Annotated in this window: 12 protein-coding genes; 4 read left to right on the top strand and 8 right to left on the bottom strand. The window is 73.0% G+C overall.

The genetic code is table 11. The features are described from left to right. Window positions 1-5: 5 nt before the first annotated feature. From ACOTKD_RS08770 to ssd, 6 genes are all read right to left on the bottom strand, one after another. Window positions 6-320: a TadE family type IV pilus minor pilin gene (locus tag ACOTKD_RS08770; RefSeq protein ID WP_359104081.1), complete on the bottom strand. Its 315-nt coding sequence runs from the start codon at window positions 318-320 to the stop codon at window positions 6-8. 199 nt (window positions 321-519) lie between these two features. Continuing rightward, entirely contained in the window at window positions 520-657 is a 138-nt protein-coding gene (locus ACOTKD_RS08765) for a DUF4244 domain-containing protein (protein WP_107043061.1), read from the bottom strand. Window positions 658-911: 254 nt separating this feature from the next. Further along, window positions 912-1319, bottom strand: coding sequence for a type II secretion system F family protein (locus tag ACOTKD_RS08760; protein ID WP_424888287.1), 408 nt, complete (start codon window positions 1317-1319; stop codon window positions 912-914). 398 nt (window positions 1320-1717) lie between these two features. Beyond that, window positions 1718-2647, bottom strand: a complete 930-nt coding sequence (locus ACOTKD_RS08755) for a type II secretion system F family protein (RefSeq protein ID WP_424888403.1) — start codon at window positions 2645-2647, stop codon at window positions 1718-1720. 14 nt (window positions 2648-2661) lie between these two features. Then, entirely contained in the window at window positions 2662-3819 is a 1158-nt protein-coding gene (locus ACOTKD_RS08750) for a TadA family conjugal transfer-associated ATPase (RefSeq protein WP_424888286.1), read from the bottom strand. Then, the gene (gene ssd / locus ACOTKD_RS08745; RefSeq protein WP_424888285.1) at window positions 3816-4928 is read right to left on the bottom strand and encodes a septum site-determining protein Ssd; all 1113 of its coding nucleotides are present in this window, start codon (window positions 4926-4928) and stop codon (window positions 3816-3818) included. The genes ACOTKD_RS08750 and ssd overlap by 4 nt, the downstream gene beginning before the upstream one ends. 455 nt (window positions 4929-5383) lie before the next feature. On the opposite strand from ssd, the gene ACOTKD_RS08740 reads away from it, so the two are divergent. After that, complete coding sequence (locus ACOTKD_RS08740; RefSeq protein WP_424888284.1) at window positions 5384-6229, top strand: HAD family hydrolase; 846 nt, start codon at window positions 5384-5386, stop codon at window positions 6227-6229. A gap of 365 nt (window positions 6230-6594) precedes the next feature. Here ACOTKD_RS08740 and ACOTKD_RS08735 read toward each other — a convergent pair whose 3' ends face one another. Further along, complete coding sequence (locus tag ACOTKD_RS08735) at window positions 6595-7416, bottom strand: oxidoreductase (protein ID WP_424888283.1); 822 nt, start codon at window positions 7414-7416, stop codon at window positions 6595-6597. A 101-nt stretch (window positions 7417-7517) separates the two neighbouring features. On the opposite strand from ACOTKD_RS08735, the gene ACOTKD_RS08730 reads away from it, so the two are divergent. Further along, a complete protein-coding gene (locus ACOTKD_RS08730; RefSeq protein ID WP_424888282.1) occupies window positions 7518-8507 on the top strand; it encodes an ATP-binding protein in 990 nt (329 codons plus the stop codon). Here ACOTKD_RS08730 and ACOTKD_RS08725 read toward each other — a convergent pair. Beyond that, the gene (locus tag ACOTKD_RS08725) at window positions 8488-9717 is read right to left on the bottom strand and encodes a hypothetical protein (RefSeq protein WP_424888281.1); all 1230 of its coding nucleotides are present in this window, start codon (window positions 9715-9717) and stop codon (window positions 8488-8490) included. The genes ACOTKD_RS08730 and ACOTKD_RS08725 overlap by 20 nt on opposite strands. A 285-nt stretch (window positions 9718-10002) precedes the next feature. Between ACOTKD_RS08725 and ACOTKD_RS08720 the strand changes: the two genes are divergently transcribed. Both ACOTKD_RS08720 and acs read left to right on the top strand, forming a co-directional pair. Beyond that, window positions 10003-12291, top strand: coding sequence for a SulP family inorganic anion transporter (locus ACOTKD_RS08720; RefSeq protein ID WP_424888280.1), 2289 nt, complete (start codon window positions 10003-10005; stop codon window positions 12289-12291). 145 nt (window positions 12292-12436) lie between these two features. Then, the gene (acs, locus tag ACOTKD_RS08715) at window positions 12437-14404 is read left to right on the top strand and encodes an acetate--CoA ligase (RefSeq protein WP_424888279.1); all 1968 of its coding nucleotides are present in this window, start codon (window positions 12437-12439) and stop codon (window positions 14402-14404) included. The last annotated feature ends 77 nt before the right edge of the window (window positions 14405-14481 follow it).

Raw genomic sequence — 14481 nt, 5'->3', positions numbered from 1 at the left:
CCCGGTCACCGCACCGTCTCCTCCGCAAGGGCCACCGCCTCTCCGCCCAGCCGCACGGCGAGCGGCCCCGCCGCGCGGGCCTCGACCCGTACCCGTACGAGGTCTCCCTCCCGCGCGACGGCGATCCTGGCCCCCTGCGGCGCGGCGGACCGGGCCGCCGCGACCGCCACCGTCTCCGGATCCGACCGGGCGGCCGCCCGGGCACCTGCCCGAGCGGCGTCCACGCACTGGATCTGCGCGGCCGCGGCCATCAGCCCCCAGATCAGGGCCATGCCGAACAGAATCAGCGCCGGGAGCACCATCGCCGCCTCGGCGGTCACATAGCCGCCGTCGCAGCGCCGGGGGCGACCCCGGTGGCCGCCCGACGCCGGGACAGCCGGAGGGTGCCGGTCCGGTCCGCGGGCGGGTCCGGCGAGGACGACCTCGCCGGACCCTCCGTCAGAACCCCTGCCCGCGAAGGTGCGCAGCCCTAGCCGTCCGCCCCCGGGCGGCCGACCGGGCGGATTACCGGACGACCCGTCAGAACGGCGCATTGAGCGCCCTCCCGATGAGCCCTTGCAGAGCCGCGCTGACCGCCCCGCTCGTGACCACCTTGTAGAGCACGGCGGCGAGCGCACAGGCGGCTACGGTGCCGACGGCGTACTCGGCCGTCGACATGCCCGCATCGCCGGCCGCGAGGACCCAAGGCCTGCCTGTCCGCCACGGCACCGGCCACCGCCAGGGCCTGTCCCAGCCGCCGGGCCACCACCGGCTCCGCCCTCCGCCCGGCGACCGGTACCTCGACCGGACCGGCAGTCCCCCGTGCGCCCCGCACCAGCCCCGGCGCACGGGCGCCCTCCGCACCGTCATCGTCTTCCCCACCATCGTCTTCCCCACCGTCATCGCTGCCACGACCTGCACCCCACTCACCGTCAATGTCCTTTCGTCAGACCACTCGCCAGACCGATCACCACGGGCACCACCCCGACCGTCAGGAACGCGGGCAGGAAGCACAGCCCGAGCGGAGCCGTCGCCAGGACGCCCGCGCGCCGGGCCCGTATGCCCGCCGCCCTGCCGCGCTCGGCCCGCAAGCGGCCGGCGAGACGCGACATGGGCTCCACGGCAGGCACTCCCGTCGCCTGCGCCCTCTCCAGACAGCGGGCGAGCCCCTGAGCGCCCGGAAGGCTGCCCAAGCGACCCCAGGCCGTGGCCGGGTCGCCGCCGAGCCGGACTTCCGCCGCGGCCCGGGCGAGCCGTTCGCCCACTGGCCCGCCCAGCGACAGGCCGACCGCTTCGGCCGCCTCCCTGGGCCCGGCGCCGGCCGCCAGGCATGCGGCCATGAGATCGACGGCCAGCGGAAGTTGTCTCCCGGCCTCCCCCGGCCGGGCTTGCCCCAGACCGTCGGTCGTCGTGCCGGCTCTCTTCCGGCACCGCCGCCACCGCCACATGCCGTACGCGGCGGCGAGTCCCACCACGCACCCGGGCGCTCCGCCGAGGAGGATGATCCCGGCAGCTCCGGCCCCCGCCGTGGGAAGCCAGTCCCGGGCACCCGGCAGCCGGCCGGCACAGGCCCGAAGCCCCTGCACCCTTGCGGCCGTGACGGGTTCACGCCCGAACAGAGCAGCCGCCCGCTGACGCGCCACCGCCCTCCTGCGGATCCGGACCGCCATGCTCACCGCACCGGCGGACGCGACGCCCACAAGAACCATCATCCACAGGCTGTGGATAACATTTGCACTCACGAGATTCCCCCCGCCGCCGAGGTGCCGGGCCTGCCCCGCTCACCGGCGCGCCGCCCGTCCGGTTCACCTGCCGCCGCCCGCACGATCCGCCCGGTCCAGGCGATGCCGGCGCTCTCCAGGAGTCCGCCGAGGAGCAGACAGCCGAGCCCGGCCGGGGTGTGCAGCAGCACTCTCAGCGGCGCGGCTCCCAGCGCACTGCCCATCAGCAGGGCGAGCACGGGCAGCAGCGCCAGCATCACGGCGGTGGACCGCGCGCCCGCCAATTGCGACCGCAGCTCCTCCCGTTGGTCCCGCTCGGCGCTCAGCGCGGCCGCTACCCGTTCGAGCCCGGATGCGAGCCCCGCACCCCCGTCCACGGCCACACGCCAGCAGGCCGCCACTCCGTGCAGCCCCTCGGCCCCGGGGCACACGGCCACAGCCCGCAGGGCCTCAGGCACATCGCCGCCGAACCTCGCCGCCGCCGCAACGGCGGCCCACTGCGGGCCCAAGTCCCCCGCGGGCACGCCGGCCAGCGCCTGGCCTGGCTGTCTGCCCGCCCTCAGGTCGCCCGCGACCGTGCCGCACAGCTCGATCACTGCCGCCTCGCGCCGCTCCCGTTCGCCCTGCTCACGCCGAGCGGCCAGCCACCTCCGTACGAGAGGGACAGCTACCAGCGCGGCCGCCAGCGGCAGTAGCGACGCCCCCAACAGGGCCACACCACCACCGACCGGAAGGCACGTCAGCTCCTGCCTGTCCCGCGCCCACCGGCGCAGCCGGCCGCCCCACGCCCTCGCCCAGGCGGGCGGCCACGAGTCGGCGGGCGCGGCCGGTCCGCTGCCCGCGAACAGCAGCCGGGCACGGCGCAACTCCCGGCCGGGGCCGGCCGGAGGCCAGGCCGTGAACAGCGCACTCAGCGTGGCGGCGCTCTCGAGCGCGACCGGCGGCATCGTCCCGGCGGCGGTCACGGCATCGCTCCGCCCCGCTCGCACAGCCCGGCCAGCCGGGCCCACCCGTGCGCCCGCCGAAAGCCTTCGGCGCTCCAGACGACGGCCGGCACGGTGGTGACGAACCCGGCGGGGTCCCGGTCGAGCACATGCACCTCGGCGACGCGCCGCCGCCCGCCCCGCTCCCGCACGAGATGGATCACGACCGCCAGGCCGGCCGCCAATTGGCTGTGCAGCGCGGCCCGGTCGAGGCCGGCGGCCGAGCCCAGGGCTTCGAGCCGGGCGGGCACGTCGGCCGCGGCGTTCGCGTGGACCGTGCCGCAACCTCCCTCGTGCCCCGTGTTGAGAGCGGCCAGCAGGTCCGTGACCTCCGCTCCGCGGACCTCGCCCACCACCAGCCGGTCCGGCCTCATGCGCAGGGCCTGCCGGACCAAATCCCGCAAGGTGACCAGGCCCATGCCCTCCTGGTTCGCCGGCCGGGTCTCCAGCCGGACCACGTGCGGGTGATCGGGGCGCAGTTCGGCGGAGTCCTCGGCGAGGACGATCCGCTCGTCCGGCGCCACCAATCCGAGCAAGGTGGTCAGCAGCGTCGTCTTGCCGCTGCCCGTTCCGCCGCTGATCACGAACGAGAGCCTGGCTTCGAGCACCGCCCGCAGCAGCCTGTCCCCGCCCGGCGGCACCGTTCCGGCGGCCACCAGGTCGTCCAAGGTGAAGGCGCGGGGGCGCACGACGCGCAGCGAGAGGCAGGTGGAGCCGACGGCGATCGGGGGCAGCACCGCATGCAGCCGCGTGCCGTCGGGCAGCCGGGCGTCGACCCAGGGGCGGGCGTCGTCCAGCCGCCGCCCGGCGATGGCCGCGAGCCGCTGGGCGAGCCTGCGCACGGCCGCGGCATCAGGGAAGACGACGTCCGTGCGCTGCAGGCCGGCGCCCCGGTCGACCCAGACCTGGTCGGGGGCCGTGACGAGGACGTCGGTGACGTCGGGCTCGGCCAGCAACCGTTCCAGCGGACCGGCGCCGATCAGCTCGGAGCGCAGCCGGGCCGCGACGCCGAGGATCTCGGCGTCTCCCAGCAGCCGCCCTTCCTGGCGCAGCGCCTCCGCGACCCTGGCGGGCGTGGGTTCGGCGCCGCTCTCGGCCAGCCGCAGCCGCACGGCCTCCAGCAGTCCGGTGCTCATGACGACGCCCGCTGGAGGGCCTCGAAGCAGGCCCAGAAGTCGGTGCAGAACCGGGCCAGCGGGCCGCGCTCGCCGCCCGGCGGCCGGCCCGCCGCGAGCGCGGCCGCCAGGCCCGTCTCCGGAGGGAGCTCGCCGGCGAGGGGCAGACCGAGGAGGCGGGAGACCTGCTCACCGTCGAGGCCGGGGGTGCGCGGAGCGCGGACGACCACCCGCAGGTCGCCGACGACCGCCCCGACGGTGGCGGCGACGCGGTGCGCCGCGGCCACGGCCCGCAGCTCCGCAGGCACCACCAGAAGGCCCGCGTCGAGCTGTTCGACGGCTTCGAGAGCCGCTTCGTCGAGCCGGCGCGGCAGATCGACGACCACCGCCCCTCCGCGGCGCCGCGCCGCGGCCAGCACGGCCTTCACCGCGTCGGGCGGCACGGCTGTGCAGGGGCTCCGGTCCCAGCTGAGCAGGCGCATCGAGTGGAGCTCGGGCAGGGCCTCCTCCAGCGCCCGGCACGCCACGCGGCCCCGGGAGTCGGCGAAGGCCGGCCAGCGCAGCCCTCCCGCTCTTTCGCCGCCGAGCAGGACGTCGAGGCCACCGCCCAGTGGATCGCCGTCGATGAGCATGGTGCGCCGGCCGTCGGCGGCGGCCCTGACGGCGAGGGCGCACGCCAGCGTGCTCGCACCCGCGCCACCGCACCCGCCGATCACTCCGAGAGTGAGGGCGGGCCGCCCGGCGCCTTCGACGGCGTCGGCGATCCGCTCGACGAGCCGGCCCTCGCAGCCCGGCAACAGCGCCACATCCCGCGCGCCGATCTCCACGGCAAGCTGCCACACCCCGGCGTCGCCGCGGTCCCGGCCGACGAGCAGGACCGCATCCCCGTGGGCCGCGAGGCGCGAGCCGCGCAGGCGGCGCGCGCTGTCCTCCCCGACCAGGATCAGCGGTGGATCGAGGCCGGCACCGCGGCGCGCGGGGGCGCCGGCTGCCACTTCGGGCACGGCGCCGGCCGCCGCGCACAGGCGCAGCAGGTCGTCGAGCAGCTCTTCGTCCTCGGCGATGATCAGTGGTCCGCGCTGCCTCCCACCGGCGGCTGGCGGCCATTCGGATGTGCTGGATCCGGCCACGGTGTCCTCCCCGTCTCAACTGCGCGCTCTCGCATCCGCGGACATCGCGGAAGAGCGCGGGGAATCACCGTGCAGCGAACTGGAAAACAATGTGGATCTTGGTCAAAAACTGTGGACAACTCAGCCACTGTGAATATCCCGGTCACCTATACCGGTGACTTCCGCAGAGCAGCCCGCCGATTACGCTGCGTAGCGTGTATGAAGGGAGGGAGGCAGCCGCCGGACGGGCGGCGCGGGAGGGAGGAATGCCGGGTGAGGACCCGCAAAATGCATCCGGACATGCGACGACCCCCGCCGGGGGGGAGAGCGGGGGTCGTCCCCACGGCCGACTCGGGGGGGGGAGGAGTCGGACCGGGTTAGACACGGTCGCGAACGATCCGTGACTTCCATGGTGTACCCGAGAGCCTTCTCAGGCAAACCCACACGCCTCAGCTTACGCCGAATGGAGGGCGCCTATGCTCGGCATCGTGGAAAACCACTCGTTGCCCCGGACAGCCGCGTTCTTTGATCTGGACAAGACGGTCATTGCGAAGTCGAGCACGCTCACCTTCAGCAAGTCGTTCTACCAAGGTGGCTTGATCAACCGGCGTGCCGTGCTGCGCACGGCGTACGCACAGTTCGTCTTCCTCGCCGGCGGAGCCGATCACGATCAGATGGAGCGGATGCGCGAGTATCTCTCGGCGCTCTGCAGGGGCTGGAATGTCCAGCAGGTCCGCGAGATCGTCGCCGAGACCCTGCACGAACTCATCGACCCGATCATTTACGACGAAGCCGCCTCCCTCATCGAAGCACACCACACCGCCGGGCGCGACGTGGTGATTGTCAGCACCTCGGGCGCCGAGGTCGTCGAGCCCATCGGCGAACTGCTGGGTGCGGACCGCGTGGTGGCCACCCGCATGGTCGTGGAGGACGGCGCCTTCACCGGCGAAGTCGAGTACTACGCCTACGGACCCACCAAGGCCGAAGCCATCAAGGAGCTCGCCGAGTCGGAGGGGTACGACCTCTCCCGGTGCTACGCCTACAGCGACTCCGTCACCGACATCCCCATGCTCGAAACCGTCGGCCACCCGCACGCGGTCAACCCCGACCGGGCGCTGCGCCGGGAGGCGGCCGCGCGCGACTGGCCGGTCCTCTCCTTCAACCGCCCCGTCCGGCTCAAACAGCGGGTGCCCGCCCTGTCGATGCCCTCGCGCCCCCCCCTCGCCGCGGCGGCGGGGGGCGGGGCGGCCGCGGCGACCGCGGGTCTGGTCTGGCTGGCCGGGCGGCGCCGGGAGCCGGGCAGCCGCATTGCCCCGCTTTAGCGCTGAATGCAAAGAACTGCGGCTCAACCTTCCGCTTGAGCGGCGACAGGAGTAGAAAGGACTTAACGGCCCGCGAGACCAGGGACATCCGGGAGGACGCCCTTTCACGCACCATGGCCCCACGGACCGACGCATGAACGCCGGGCACCCACGCGACGCCGACCCGTCGATTACGGGCCAGCCGCACCAGGTGACGGGCAAAGTCCCCGGCCTGATGGGCAAATATCGTGCACGCATGGTAACCCGGCGAACATGCCAGCGGCGGTACCGGAGTTGACCGGTATCGCCGCAACCCTGTGCGGCACTTGATCCGCTCCGGGCAGCCTCCCGCAGCGGTCAGCGCCGCGGCCGGAAGCCCCGTGGACTCAGGCGGCTCCGCGCTGGAGCGCCTCGCACACCGCGGTGCTCTCCCGTACGCCCAGCTCGACCGCGCGGCCGCAGTGTGCGATCCAGGCCCCGACCCCCTCCGGCGTGCCCGACGCATAGCCGTCGAGCGCGGCCAGATAGGCCTCCGCACCCAGCTCGGCGTGGCCGACCTCGGCCGGGCAGATCGACTTGGGGTCGAGCCCGCTGCCCACCAGCACGATCCGCTCCGCGGCCCGCGCGACCAGGCCGTTGCAGGAGCCGAAGGGGCGCAGGGCGAGCAGTTCGCCGTGCACCACGGCCGCCGTCACCAGCGCGGGCGCCTCCGTCCCCGCGAGGAGCAGCCCCGCCAGGCCCTCGAGCCGTCCGGCCACCTCCGACGCGCTGGGCACCGCCAGCCGGACGAGCGGCTCGTCGACGGGCTCCCCCTCCAGCCGGGGCCGGCCGACCGTCTCGTCCGGCCGCGTCCCGCCCGCGGCCACCAGGTGGAGCCTGGCCAGCACGCGCAACGGCGACTGCCGCCACACGCTGAGCAGCTGCCCCGCCTCGGCGGTCAGCCGCAGGGCGGCACCCACCGCCCGCGCCTCCGTCTCGACGCCGAAGTCGGTGCGGCGGCGCACCTCTTCGAGCGCCCAGTCGGCGCCGGACAGCGCGGCCGAGCCGCGCGCGCCGCGCAGTGCGGCCTCGGAAGTGATCTCGTTGCTGCGGCGGCGCATCACCCGGTGCCCGTAGACGCGGTCCACCGCCTTGCGCACGGAGTCCACGGAGTCGGCCACGCCAGGGAGAGAGGCCAGGGCGGCGAGCGGGTCGGCAGTCGTACTCATGCGTAAGACAGTACGCACTTCGGGTCTACACCCCTCGAACGAGTGGTCTTCTTCACGCACTGCTCTCACTCCGTGCACCCTCCCACCTACGCTTGGTGAACATGAAGATCGCTTTCGTAGGGAAGGGCGGCAGCGGGAAGACCACGCTGTCCTCGCTGTTCATCCGCCACATCGCCGCGGACCGCGCCCCCGTCGTCGCGGTGGACGCCGACATCAACCAGCACCTCGGCGCGGCGCTCGGGCTGGACGAGGAGGAGACCTCCGCACTGCCCGCGATGGGCGCTCAGCTCCCCCTGATCAAGAACTACCTGCGCGGCAGCAACCCTCGGATCACCTCCGCCGAGACGATGATCAAGACGACGCCGCCGGGCGAGGGCTCGCGCCTGCTGCGGATCGCCGAGGACAACCCGGTCTACGCCGCCTGCGCCCGCCCGGTCGAGCTCGACGGCGGGCCCGTCCGGCTGATGGTCACGGGCCCGTTCACCGAGTCCGACCTCGGCGTCGCCTGCTACCACTCCAAGGTCGGGGCCGTCGAGCTGTGCCTCAACCACCTGGTGGACGGCCCCGGGGAGTACGTCGTCGTCGACATGACGGCCGGCAGCGACTCCTTCGCCTCGGGCATGTTCACCCGGTTCGACATGACGTTCCTGGTGGCCGAGCCCACCCGCAAGGGCGTGTCCGTCTACCGCCAGTACAAGGAGTACGCCCGAGACTTCGGCGTCTGCCTCAAGGTCGTGGGCAACAAGGTCCAGGGCCAGGACGACATCGACTTCCTGCGCGACGAGGTCGGCGAGGACCTGCTGGTGACCTTCGGCCACTCCGACTGGGTACGGGCGATGGAGAAGGGCCGGCCACCGCGCTTCGGCCTGCTCGAGGAGCACAACCACCGGGCGCTGCGCACCCTGCGCGAGACGGCGGACGGCTCGTACGAGCTGCGGGACTGGCAGCGCTACACCCGCCAGATGGTGCACTTCCACCTGAAGAACGCGGAGAGCTGGGGCAACGCCAAGACGGGCGCCGATCTGGCGGCCCAGGTCGACCCCTCCTTCGTGCTGGACGAGAGCTGGGCCTCTACCCCGCAGCCCGCTTGACGCGCCGGGCGGCGGGGAAGCGCTCCCAGCCGCCCTTGGGGGCCTGCCCGACGTCGAGCCCGCGCAGTGCCGACAGGAGCCTGTCGTCCTGCGCGTCGAGCCAGTCGGCCAGTTGCTTGAAGGACACGCAGCGCACCTCCTCCTTGGTACAGACGGTTTTGATGACGCTCTCGACCGCCCGCATGTAGGTGCCGCCGTTCCAGGACTCGAAGTGGTCGCCGATGAAGAAGGGGGCCCGGTTGCCGCGGTAGGCGCGGCGGAATCCGGCGAGGAGGCCGTCGCGCATCTGCTTGCCCCAGGCGCGGTGCAGGGCGCGGCTGCCCCGGGTCGTGCCGGACTGGTTGGCGAGGAAGTTGTAGTCCATCGACAGGGTTTCGAAGTCCCGGCCGGGTACCGGGATGTCCTGCAGGGGGAAGTCCCAGAGCCCGTTGAGTTTGCGGGGCCACACCTGCCGGCCGCCGATGGAGCTCGCGTCGTAGCGGAAGCCCATGGTCTTGGCGGCCCGCACGAGGTTGCGCTGGCCTTCGAGGCAGGGGGCGCGGCCGCCGACGAGCTCCTTGCCGTAGTCGAACGGAAGCGGATCCTCTTCCTTCAGGCCGGCATTGGTCTTCCAGTTCCTCACCAGGGACCGCACCTGCCGGATCTCGCTCTTCCACTCCTTGGGCGACCAGGTGCCGACCCCCCGGTCGGGGCCGCAGAAGTGCCCGTTGAAGTGCGTTCCGATCTCGTTCCCGTCGAGCCAGGCACCGCGGAGCTGTTCCACGGTGTCCCTGACGCCCTTGACCGTGTTGAAGCCGATGTCCGAGGCGCCGGGCCGGTGCCGGGGCGGCTTGTAGAGGCGCCGCTTGCCCGCGGGGAGCATGTACACGCCGCTGAGGAAGTAGGTCATCGTCGCGTGGTGCTTCCTGCCGACGGCGCGGAAGCGGGAGAACAGGTGCTGGCCGTCCTCGCCCGAGCCGTCCCAGGAGAAGACGACGAACTGCGGCGGCCTGTGCCCGGGCTGGAGCCGGTCGGGGGTGGGCTGCCCGGGCTGGGGACCCGTATCGGCGGTGGAACCGTCACCGATGAGGCGGACGGGACGGCGTCCGGCCTCGGGGTCGGCGGTGCCGCGCGGCGCGCCGGGATCCGCATCGCCCGAGCAGCCCGCCGAACCCGTCGCCAGCGCAAGGGCCGTGAGGCCGCCCAGCGCCACTTTCCATCCAGCGGCCATCAGCCACCTCTGCCTTCGCTGCCTGCCCGATCCGGCACCTCAACGTCGCACGCCCGACCCTCCATATCGGTATGACAGACAGATAAAATGACAAATTCACTCAATCGATGGAACCGTGCCTTTATTCGACCTTCCACTCTTCCCGGGATCTTTACTCTCCATTACGATCCGTTTACCGAGAGTTGAGTTAACCCCCGCCACCGCAGCCGCTTCCGCCGCTGCGCGCCGTGACCACGGCCGCCTCTTCAGCGCGTCCGCGCCGCCCCGACGAAGACGGGAACGCCCATGCAGCCTCAGTCGCCATCGACGCACCACCCACGGGCAGCCGCCGACGTGCCGGGCCCCTCCGGCCGGTCCACCTGGCGCCGGGATCTCGCCGCGTCCTTCGTCATCTTCCTCATCGCCGTGCCGCTCTCCCTGGGCATCGCGCTGGCCACCGGAGCGCCGCTCCAGGCCGGGCTGGTGGCGGCTGCGGTCGGCGGAATCGTGGCGGGGCTGCTGGGCGGAGCGCCGTTCCAGGTCAGCGGTGCCGCCACGGGCCTGGTCGTGGTGACGGCCGAGCTGGTCCAGCAGTACGGCTGGCGGGCCACCTGCGCGATCACCGCGCTCGCCGGCCTGACCCAACTCGCCCTGGGCACGGCCCGGGTCGCCCGCGGGGCCCTGGCCGTCAGCCCGGCGATCGTGCACGGCGTCCTCGCCGGCATCGGCGTCACGATCGCCCTCGGCCAGCTCCACGTCGTCCTGGGCGACACCCCGAACAGCTCCGCTCTGGAGAATCTGGCCGCCCTCCCCTCGGAGCTGAGCCATCCGCATCCTTCGGCCCTGCTGGTCGGAGCCGTCACGGCGGCCGTCCTGGTGGGCTGGCCCCGGCTGCCGGGCCGGGCCGGGCAGTGGCTGCGCACGGTCCCCGCCCCGCTGGCCGCCGTGGCCCTGGCCACCGGCGTCAGCACCGGCATGACCGTGCCCCGCGTCTCCCTCCCCCAGTGGCAGCTGCAGGCGCTGCCCGCCCTGCCGGACGGGCCGGTGCTGGGCGTCTTCGCCGCGGTGCTGACGGTCACACTCGTGGCGAGCATGGAGTCGCTGCTGTCCGCGGTGGCCGTGGACCGGCTGCGTGCCGAGCGCGCGGGCCTTCAGCACGAGCCGGCCGGGCTCGACCGCGAGCTGGCCGGCCAGGGGGCGGCCAATGTGGTGTCCGGGCTCCTCGGCGGCCTGCCCATCGCCGGTGGCGCGATCCGCGGGTCGGCGAACGTGGCGGCGGGGGCCGCCTCCCGCAAGTCCACCGTGCTGCACGGGCTGTGGGTGCTTCTCTGCGCCGGCCTGCTCACGACGGTCCTGGAGCTGATCCCGCTGGCGGCCCTGGCCGCACTGGTGATGGTGGTCGGAGTGAAGATGGTGAGCTTCGCGCACATCAAGCACGTACAGCGGCACCGCGAGTTCCCCATGTACGCGTCCACGCTCGGTGCCGTGGTGCTGTTCGGCGTTCTGCAAGGCGTCGCCGTCGGCATCGTGGTCACGGCGTTCCTCTCTCTGCGGCGCCTCGCCCACACCCGCATCACCGTGGACAAGGAGGACGGCAGCCACCTGGTCCGCGTCAGCGGCCAGTTGACGTTCCTGGCGGTCCCCAAGCTGAGCCGGGTGCTGGCCCAGGTGCCGCCGGAGGCGGCCGCGGTCGTGGAGCTGGGCGGCTCGTTCATGGACCACACCGCGTACGACACCCTCCAGTCGTGGACGAACGCCCATCGCGCGCGGGGTGGCTGGGTCACCCTGCGGGGCCGTGGCGGACGGCCGATCGCCGAGCCGGCCAGCACACACGCCTGCCGCCCCTGGACGCCCTGGCGCAACCACCACTGCACCCGGCCCGCCGCACCGGCCGACACCCTCGCCCCACAGGGCGGACAGCAACTTCTCGGCGGCGTCAGCGCGTTCCAGCGCAACACGGCCCCGCTCGTCCGGGCCGAGCTGGCGCGGCTCGCCCGCGAGGGCCAGTGCCCGACGCAGCTCTTCCTGACCTGCGCCGACTCCCGGCTCGTCACCAGCATGATCACCTCCAGCGGCCCGGGCGACCTCTTCACCGTGCGGAACGTCGGCAACCTCATCCCGCCGCCCGCCACGGACGGCTCGTGCGACTCCGTCGGTGCCGCCGTGGAGTACGCCGTGGAGGTGCTGAAGGTCGGCAGCATCACCGTGTGCGGGCACTCGGGATGCGGGGCGATGCAGGCACTGCTCGACTCCGAGGCCGGGGAGCCCGGCTCGCCGCAGACCACGCTCACCCGCTGGCTGCGCCACGGCCGCCCGAGCCTGGCCCGGACGCAGCGGATCGGGCGGCTCGGCCGCGGCGAGGTGGCGATGGCCGACCGGCCCGTCGCCGACGCCCTCGAACGGCTCGCGCTCGTCAACGTGATGCAGCAGCTCGACCACCTTATGGCCCACGCGTGTGTCGCCCGCCGCGTGGCCGAGGGATCGCTCCAGCTGCACGGCATGTACTTCCACGTGGGCGAGGCGCAGGCCTACGTCCTGGACCCGCCCTCGCGCACCTTCACGGCCGTACGCCCCGAGGTCCTCGACGCCGTCTGAACCCTCTTCTACAGGTCTAAACCATTTTTTATCAACAGCCCTTGTCAGGGCGTGCCCCGGGCTGGTGAGCTATGCCCCGGGACACTACGGGCACCCACGGGCACAGCACGGTCACCCAACGGGCACCCTGAGAAAGGGAGATGTCGTGAGCAACGAGAGCCTGGCCAACCTTCTGAAGGAGGAGCGCCGCTTCGCACCGCCTGCCGCCCTGGCCGCGAGCGCCAATGTCACCGCGGAGGCGTACGAGCAGGCGAAGGCTGACCGGCTGGGCTTCTGGGCCGCGCAGGCCCGCCGCCTGAGCTGGGAGACCGAGCCCACCGAGGTCCTCGACTGGTCGAACCCGCCGTTCGCCAAGTGGTTCGCCGACGGCCGGCTCAACGTCGCGTACAACTGCGTCGACCGCCACGTGGAGAACGGCCTGGGCGACCGCGTCGCCCTGCACTTCGAGAGCGAGCCCGGCGACACCCGCACCATCACCTACGCCGAGCTGCAGCGCGAGGTCTCCAAGGCGGCCCACGCCCTCACCGAGCTGGGCGTGCAGGCGGGCGACCGCGTCGCCATCTACCTGCCGATGATCCCCGAGGCCGTCGTCTCGATGCTCGCCTGCGCCCGGATCGGCGCACCGCACTCGCTGGTCTTCGGCGGCTTCTCCGCCGACGCCCTCGCCACGCGCATCAACGACGCCGACGCCCGCGTCGTCATCACCGCCGACGGCGGCTACCGCCGCGGCAAGCCCTCCGCCCTGAAGCCCGCCGTGGACGAGGCCCTCACCCGCCCCGGCACGGAGAACGTGCGCAGCGTCCTCGTCGTCCGGCGCACGGGCCAGGAGGGCATCGGCTGGACCGAGGGCCGTGACGTGTGGTGGCACGAGCTCGTCGAGCGCCAGCCCGAGGAGCACACGCCGCAGGCCTTCGACGCCGAGCACCCGCTCTTCATCCTCTACACCTCGGGCACCACGGGGAAGCCGAAGGGCATCCTGCACACCACGGGCGGCTATCTGACCCAGGTGTCCTACACCCACCACGCCGTCTTCGACCTCAAGCCCGAGTCGGACGTGTTCTGGTGCACCGCCGACGTCGGCTGGGTGACCGGCCACTCGTACATCGTCTACGGGCCCTTGAGCAACGGCGCCACCGAAGTGCTCTACGAGGGCACGCCCGACAGCCCCCACCAGGGCCGCTGGTGGGAGATCGTGCAGAAGTACGGCGTCACGATCCTCTACACCGCGCCGACCGCGATCCGCGCCGCGATGAAGTGGGGCGACGACATCCCGGCCAAGTTCGACCTGAGCAGCCTGCGCGTCCTCGGCTCGGTCGGCGAGCCCATCAACCCCGAGGCCTGGGTCTGGTACCGCAAGCACATCGGCGGCGACCGCACCCCGGTGGTCGACACCTGGTGGCAGACCGAGACGGGCGGCATCATGATCAGCCCGCTGCCCGGGGTCACCGAGACCAAGCCCGGCTCGGCCCAGGTCCCGCTCCCCGGCATCGCGGCCACGGTCGTGGACGACGAGGCTCGCGAGGTGCCCGACGGCTCCGGCGGCTACCTCGTCCTCACCGAGCCGTGGCCGTCGATGCTCCGCACCATCTGGGGCGACGACCAGCGCTACCTCGACACCTACTGGTCCCGCTTCGAGGGCAAGTACTTCGCGGGCGACGGCGCCAAGAAGGACGAGGACGGCGACATCTGGCTGCTCGGCCGGGTGGACGACGTCATGCTCGTCTCCGGCCACAACATCTCCACCACCGAGGTCGAGTCCGCGCTGGTCTCGCACCCCAAGGTCGCCGAGGCGGCGGTCGTCGGCGCGACCGACCCGCAGACCACCCAGGCGATCTGCGCCTTCGTCATCCTGCGCGGCGGCGCCGACGCCGAGGAGGAGGGCCTGGTCGAGGAGTTGCGGGCGCACGTCGCCAAGCAGCTCGGCCCGATCGCCAAGCCCAAGCGGATCCTCCCGGTGGCCGAGCTGCCCAAGACCCGCTCCGGAAAGATCATGCGCCGCCTCCTGCGCGATGTCGCCGAGCACCGCACCCTCGGCGACGTCACCACCCTGACCGACTCTTCGGTCATGGACCTCATCCAGTCCCAGCTCCCCGCCGCCACCAGCGAGGACTGACCGGAGGACCTCGGCCCAGGAAGGGGGCCCCGCGGGGGGCGGGGGGGCCGGCCCCCGGGGCGCGGCCCCCGCGGCGG

It is taken from the genome of Streptomyces sp. XH2, from assembly GCF_049725035.1.
Lineage (GTDB): Bacteria > Actinomycetota > Actinomycetes > Streptomycetales > Streptomycetaceae > Streptomyces > Streptomyces roseoverticillatus.
Note: the sequence above shows the minus strand (reverse complement) of the source record. Positions and strands in the feature narration are given on the sequence as shown.

Bases quoted from the DNA above. Each gene is read 5' to 3' on its own strand.
- ACOTKD_RS08730 (WP_424888282.1), top strand. From the start codon at position 7,518: ATGAAGATCGCTTTCGTAGGGAAGGGCGGCAGCGGGAAGACCACGCTG.
- ACOTKD_RS08720 (WP_424888280.1), top strand. From the start codon at position 10,003: ATGCAGCCTCAGTCGCCATCGACGCACCACCCACGGGCAGCCGCCGAC.
- ACOTKD_RS08725 (WP_424888281.1), bottom strand. From the start codon at position 9,717: ATGGCCGCTGGATGGAAAGTGGCGCTGGGCGGCCTCACGGCCCTTGCG.
- ACOTKD_RS08735 (WP_424888283.1), bottom strand. From the start codon at position 7,416: ATGAGTACGACTGCCGACCCGCTCGCCGCCCTGGCCTCTCTCCCTGGC.
- ACOTKD_RS08765 (WP_107043061.1), bottom strand. From the start codon at position 657: ATGTCGACGGCCGAGTACGCCGTCGGCACCGTAGCCGCCTGTGCGCTC.
- ACOTKD_RS08740 (WP_424888284.1), top strand. From the start codon at position 5,384: ATGCTCGGCATCGTGGAAAACCACTCGTTGCCCCGGACAGCCGCGTTC.
- ACOTKD_RS08750 (WP_424888286.1), bottom strand. From the start codon at position 3,819: ATGAGCACCGGACTGCTGGAGGCCGTGCGGCTGCGGCTGGCCGAGAGC.
- ACOTKD_RS08760 (WP_424888287.1), bottom strand. From the start codon at position 1,319: ATGGCCGCATGCCTGGCGGCCGGCGCCGGGCCCAGGGAGGCGGCCGAA.
- ACOTKD_RS08755 (WP_424888403.1), bottom strand. From the start codon at position 2,647: ATGCCGCCGGTCGCGCTCGAGAGCGCCGCCACGCTGAGTGCGCTGTTC.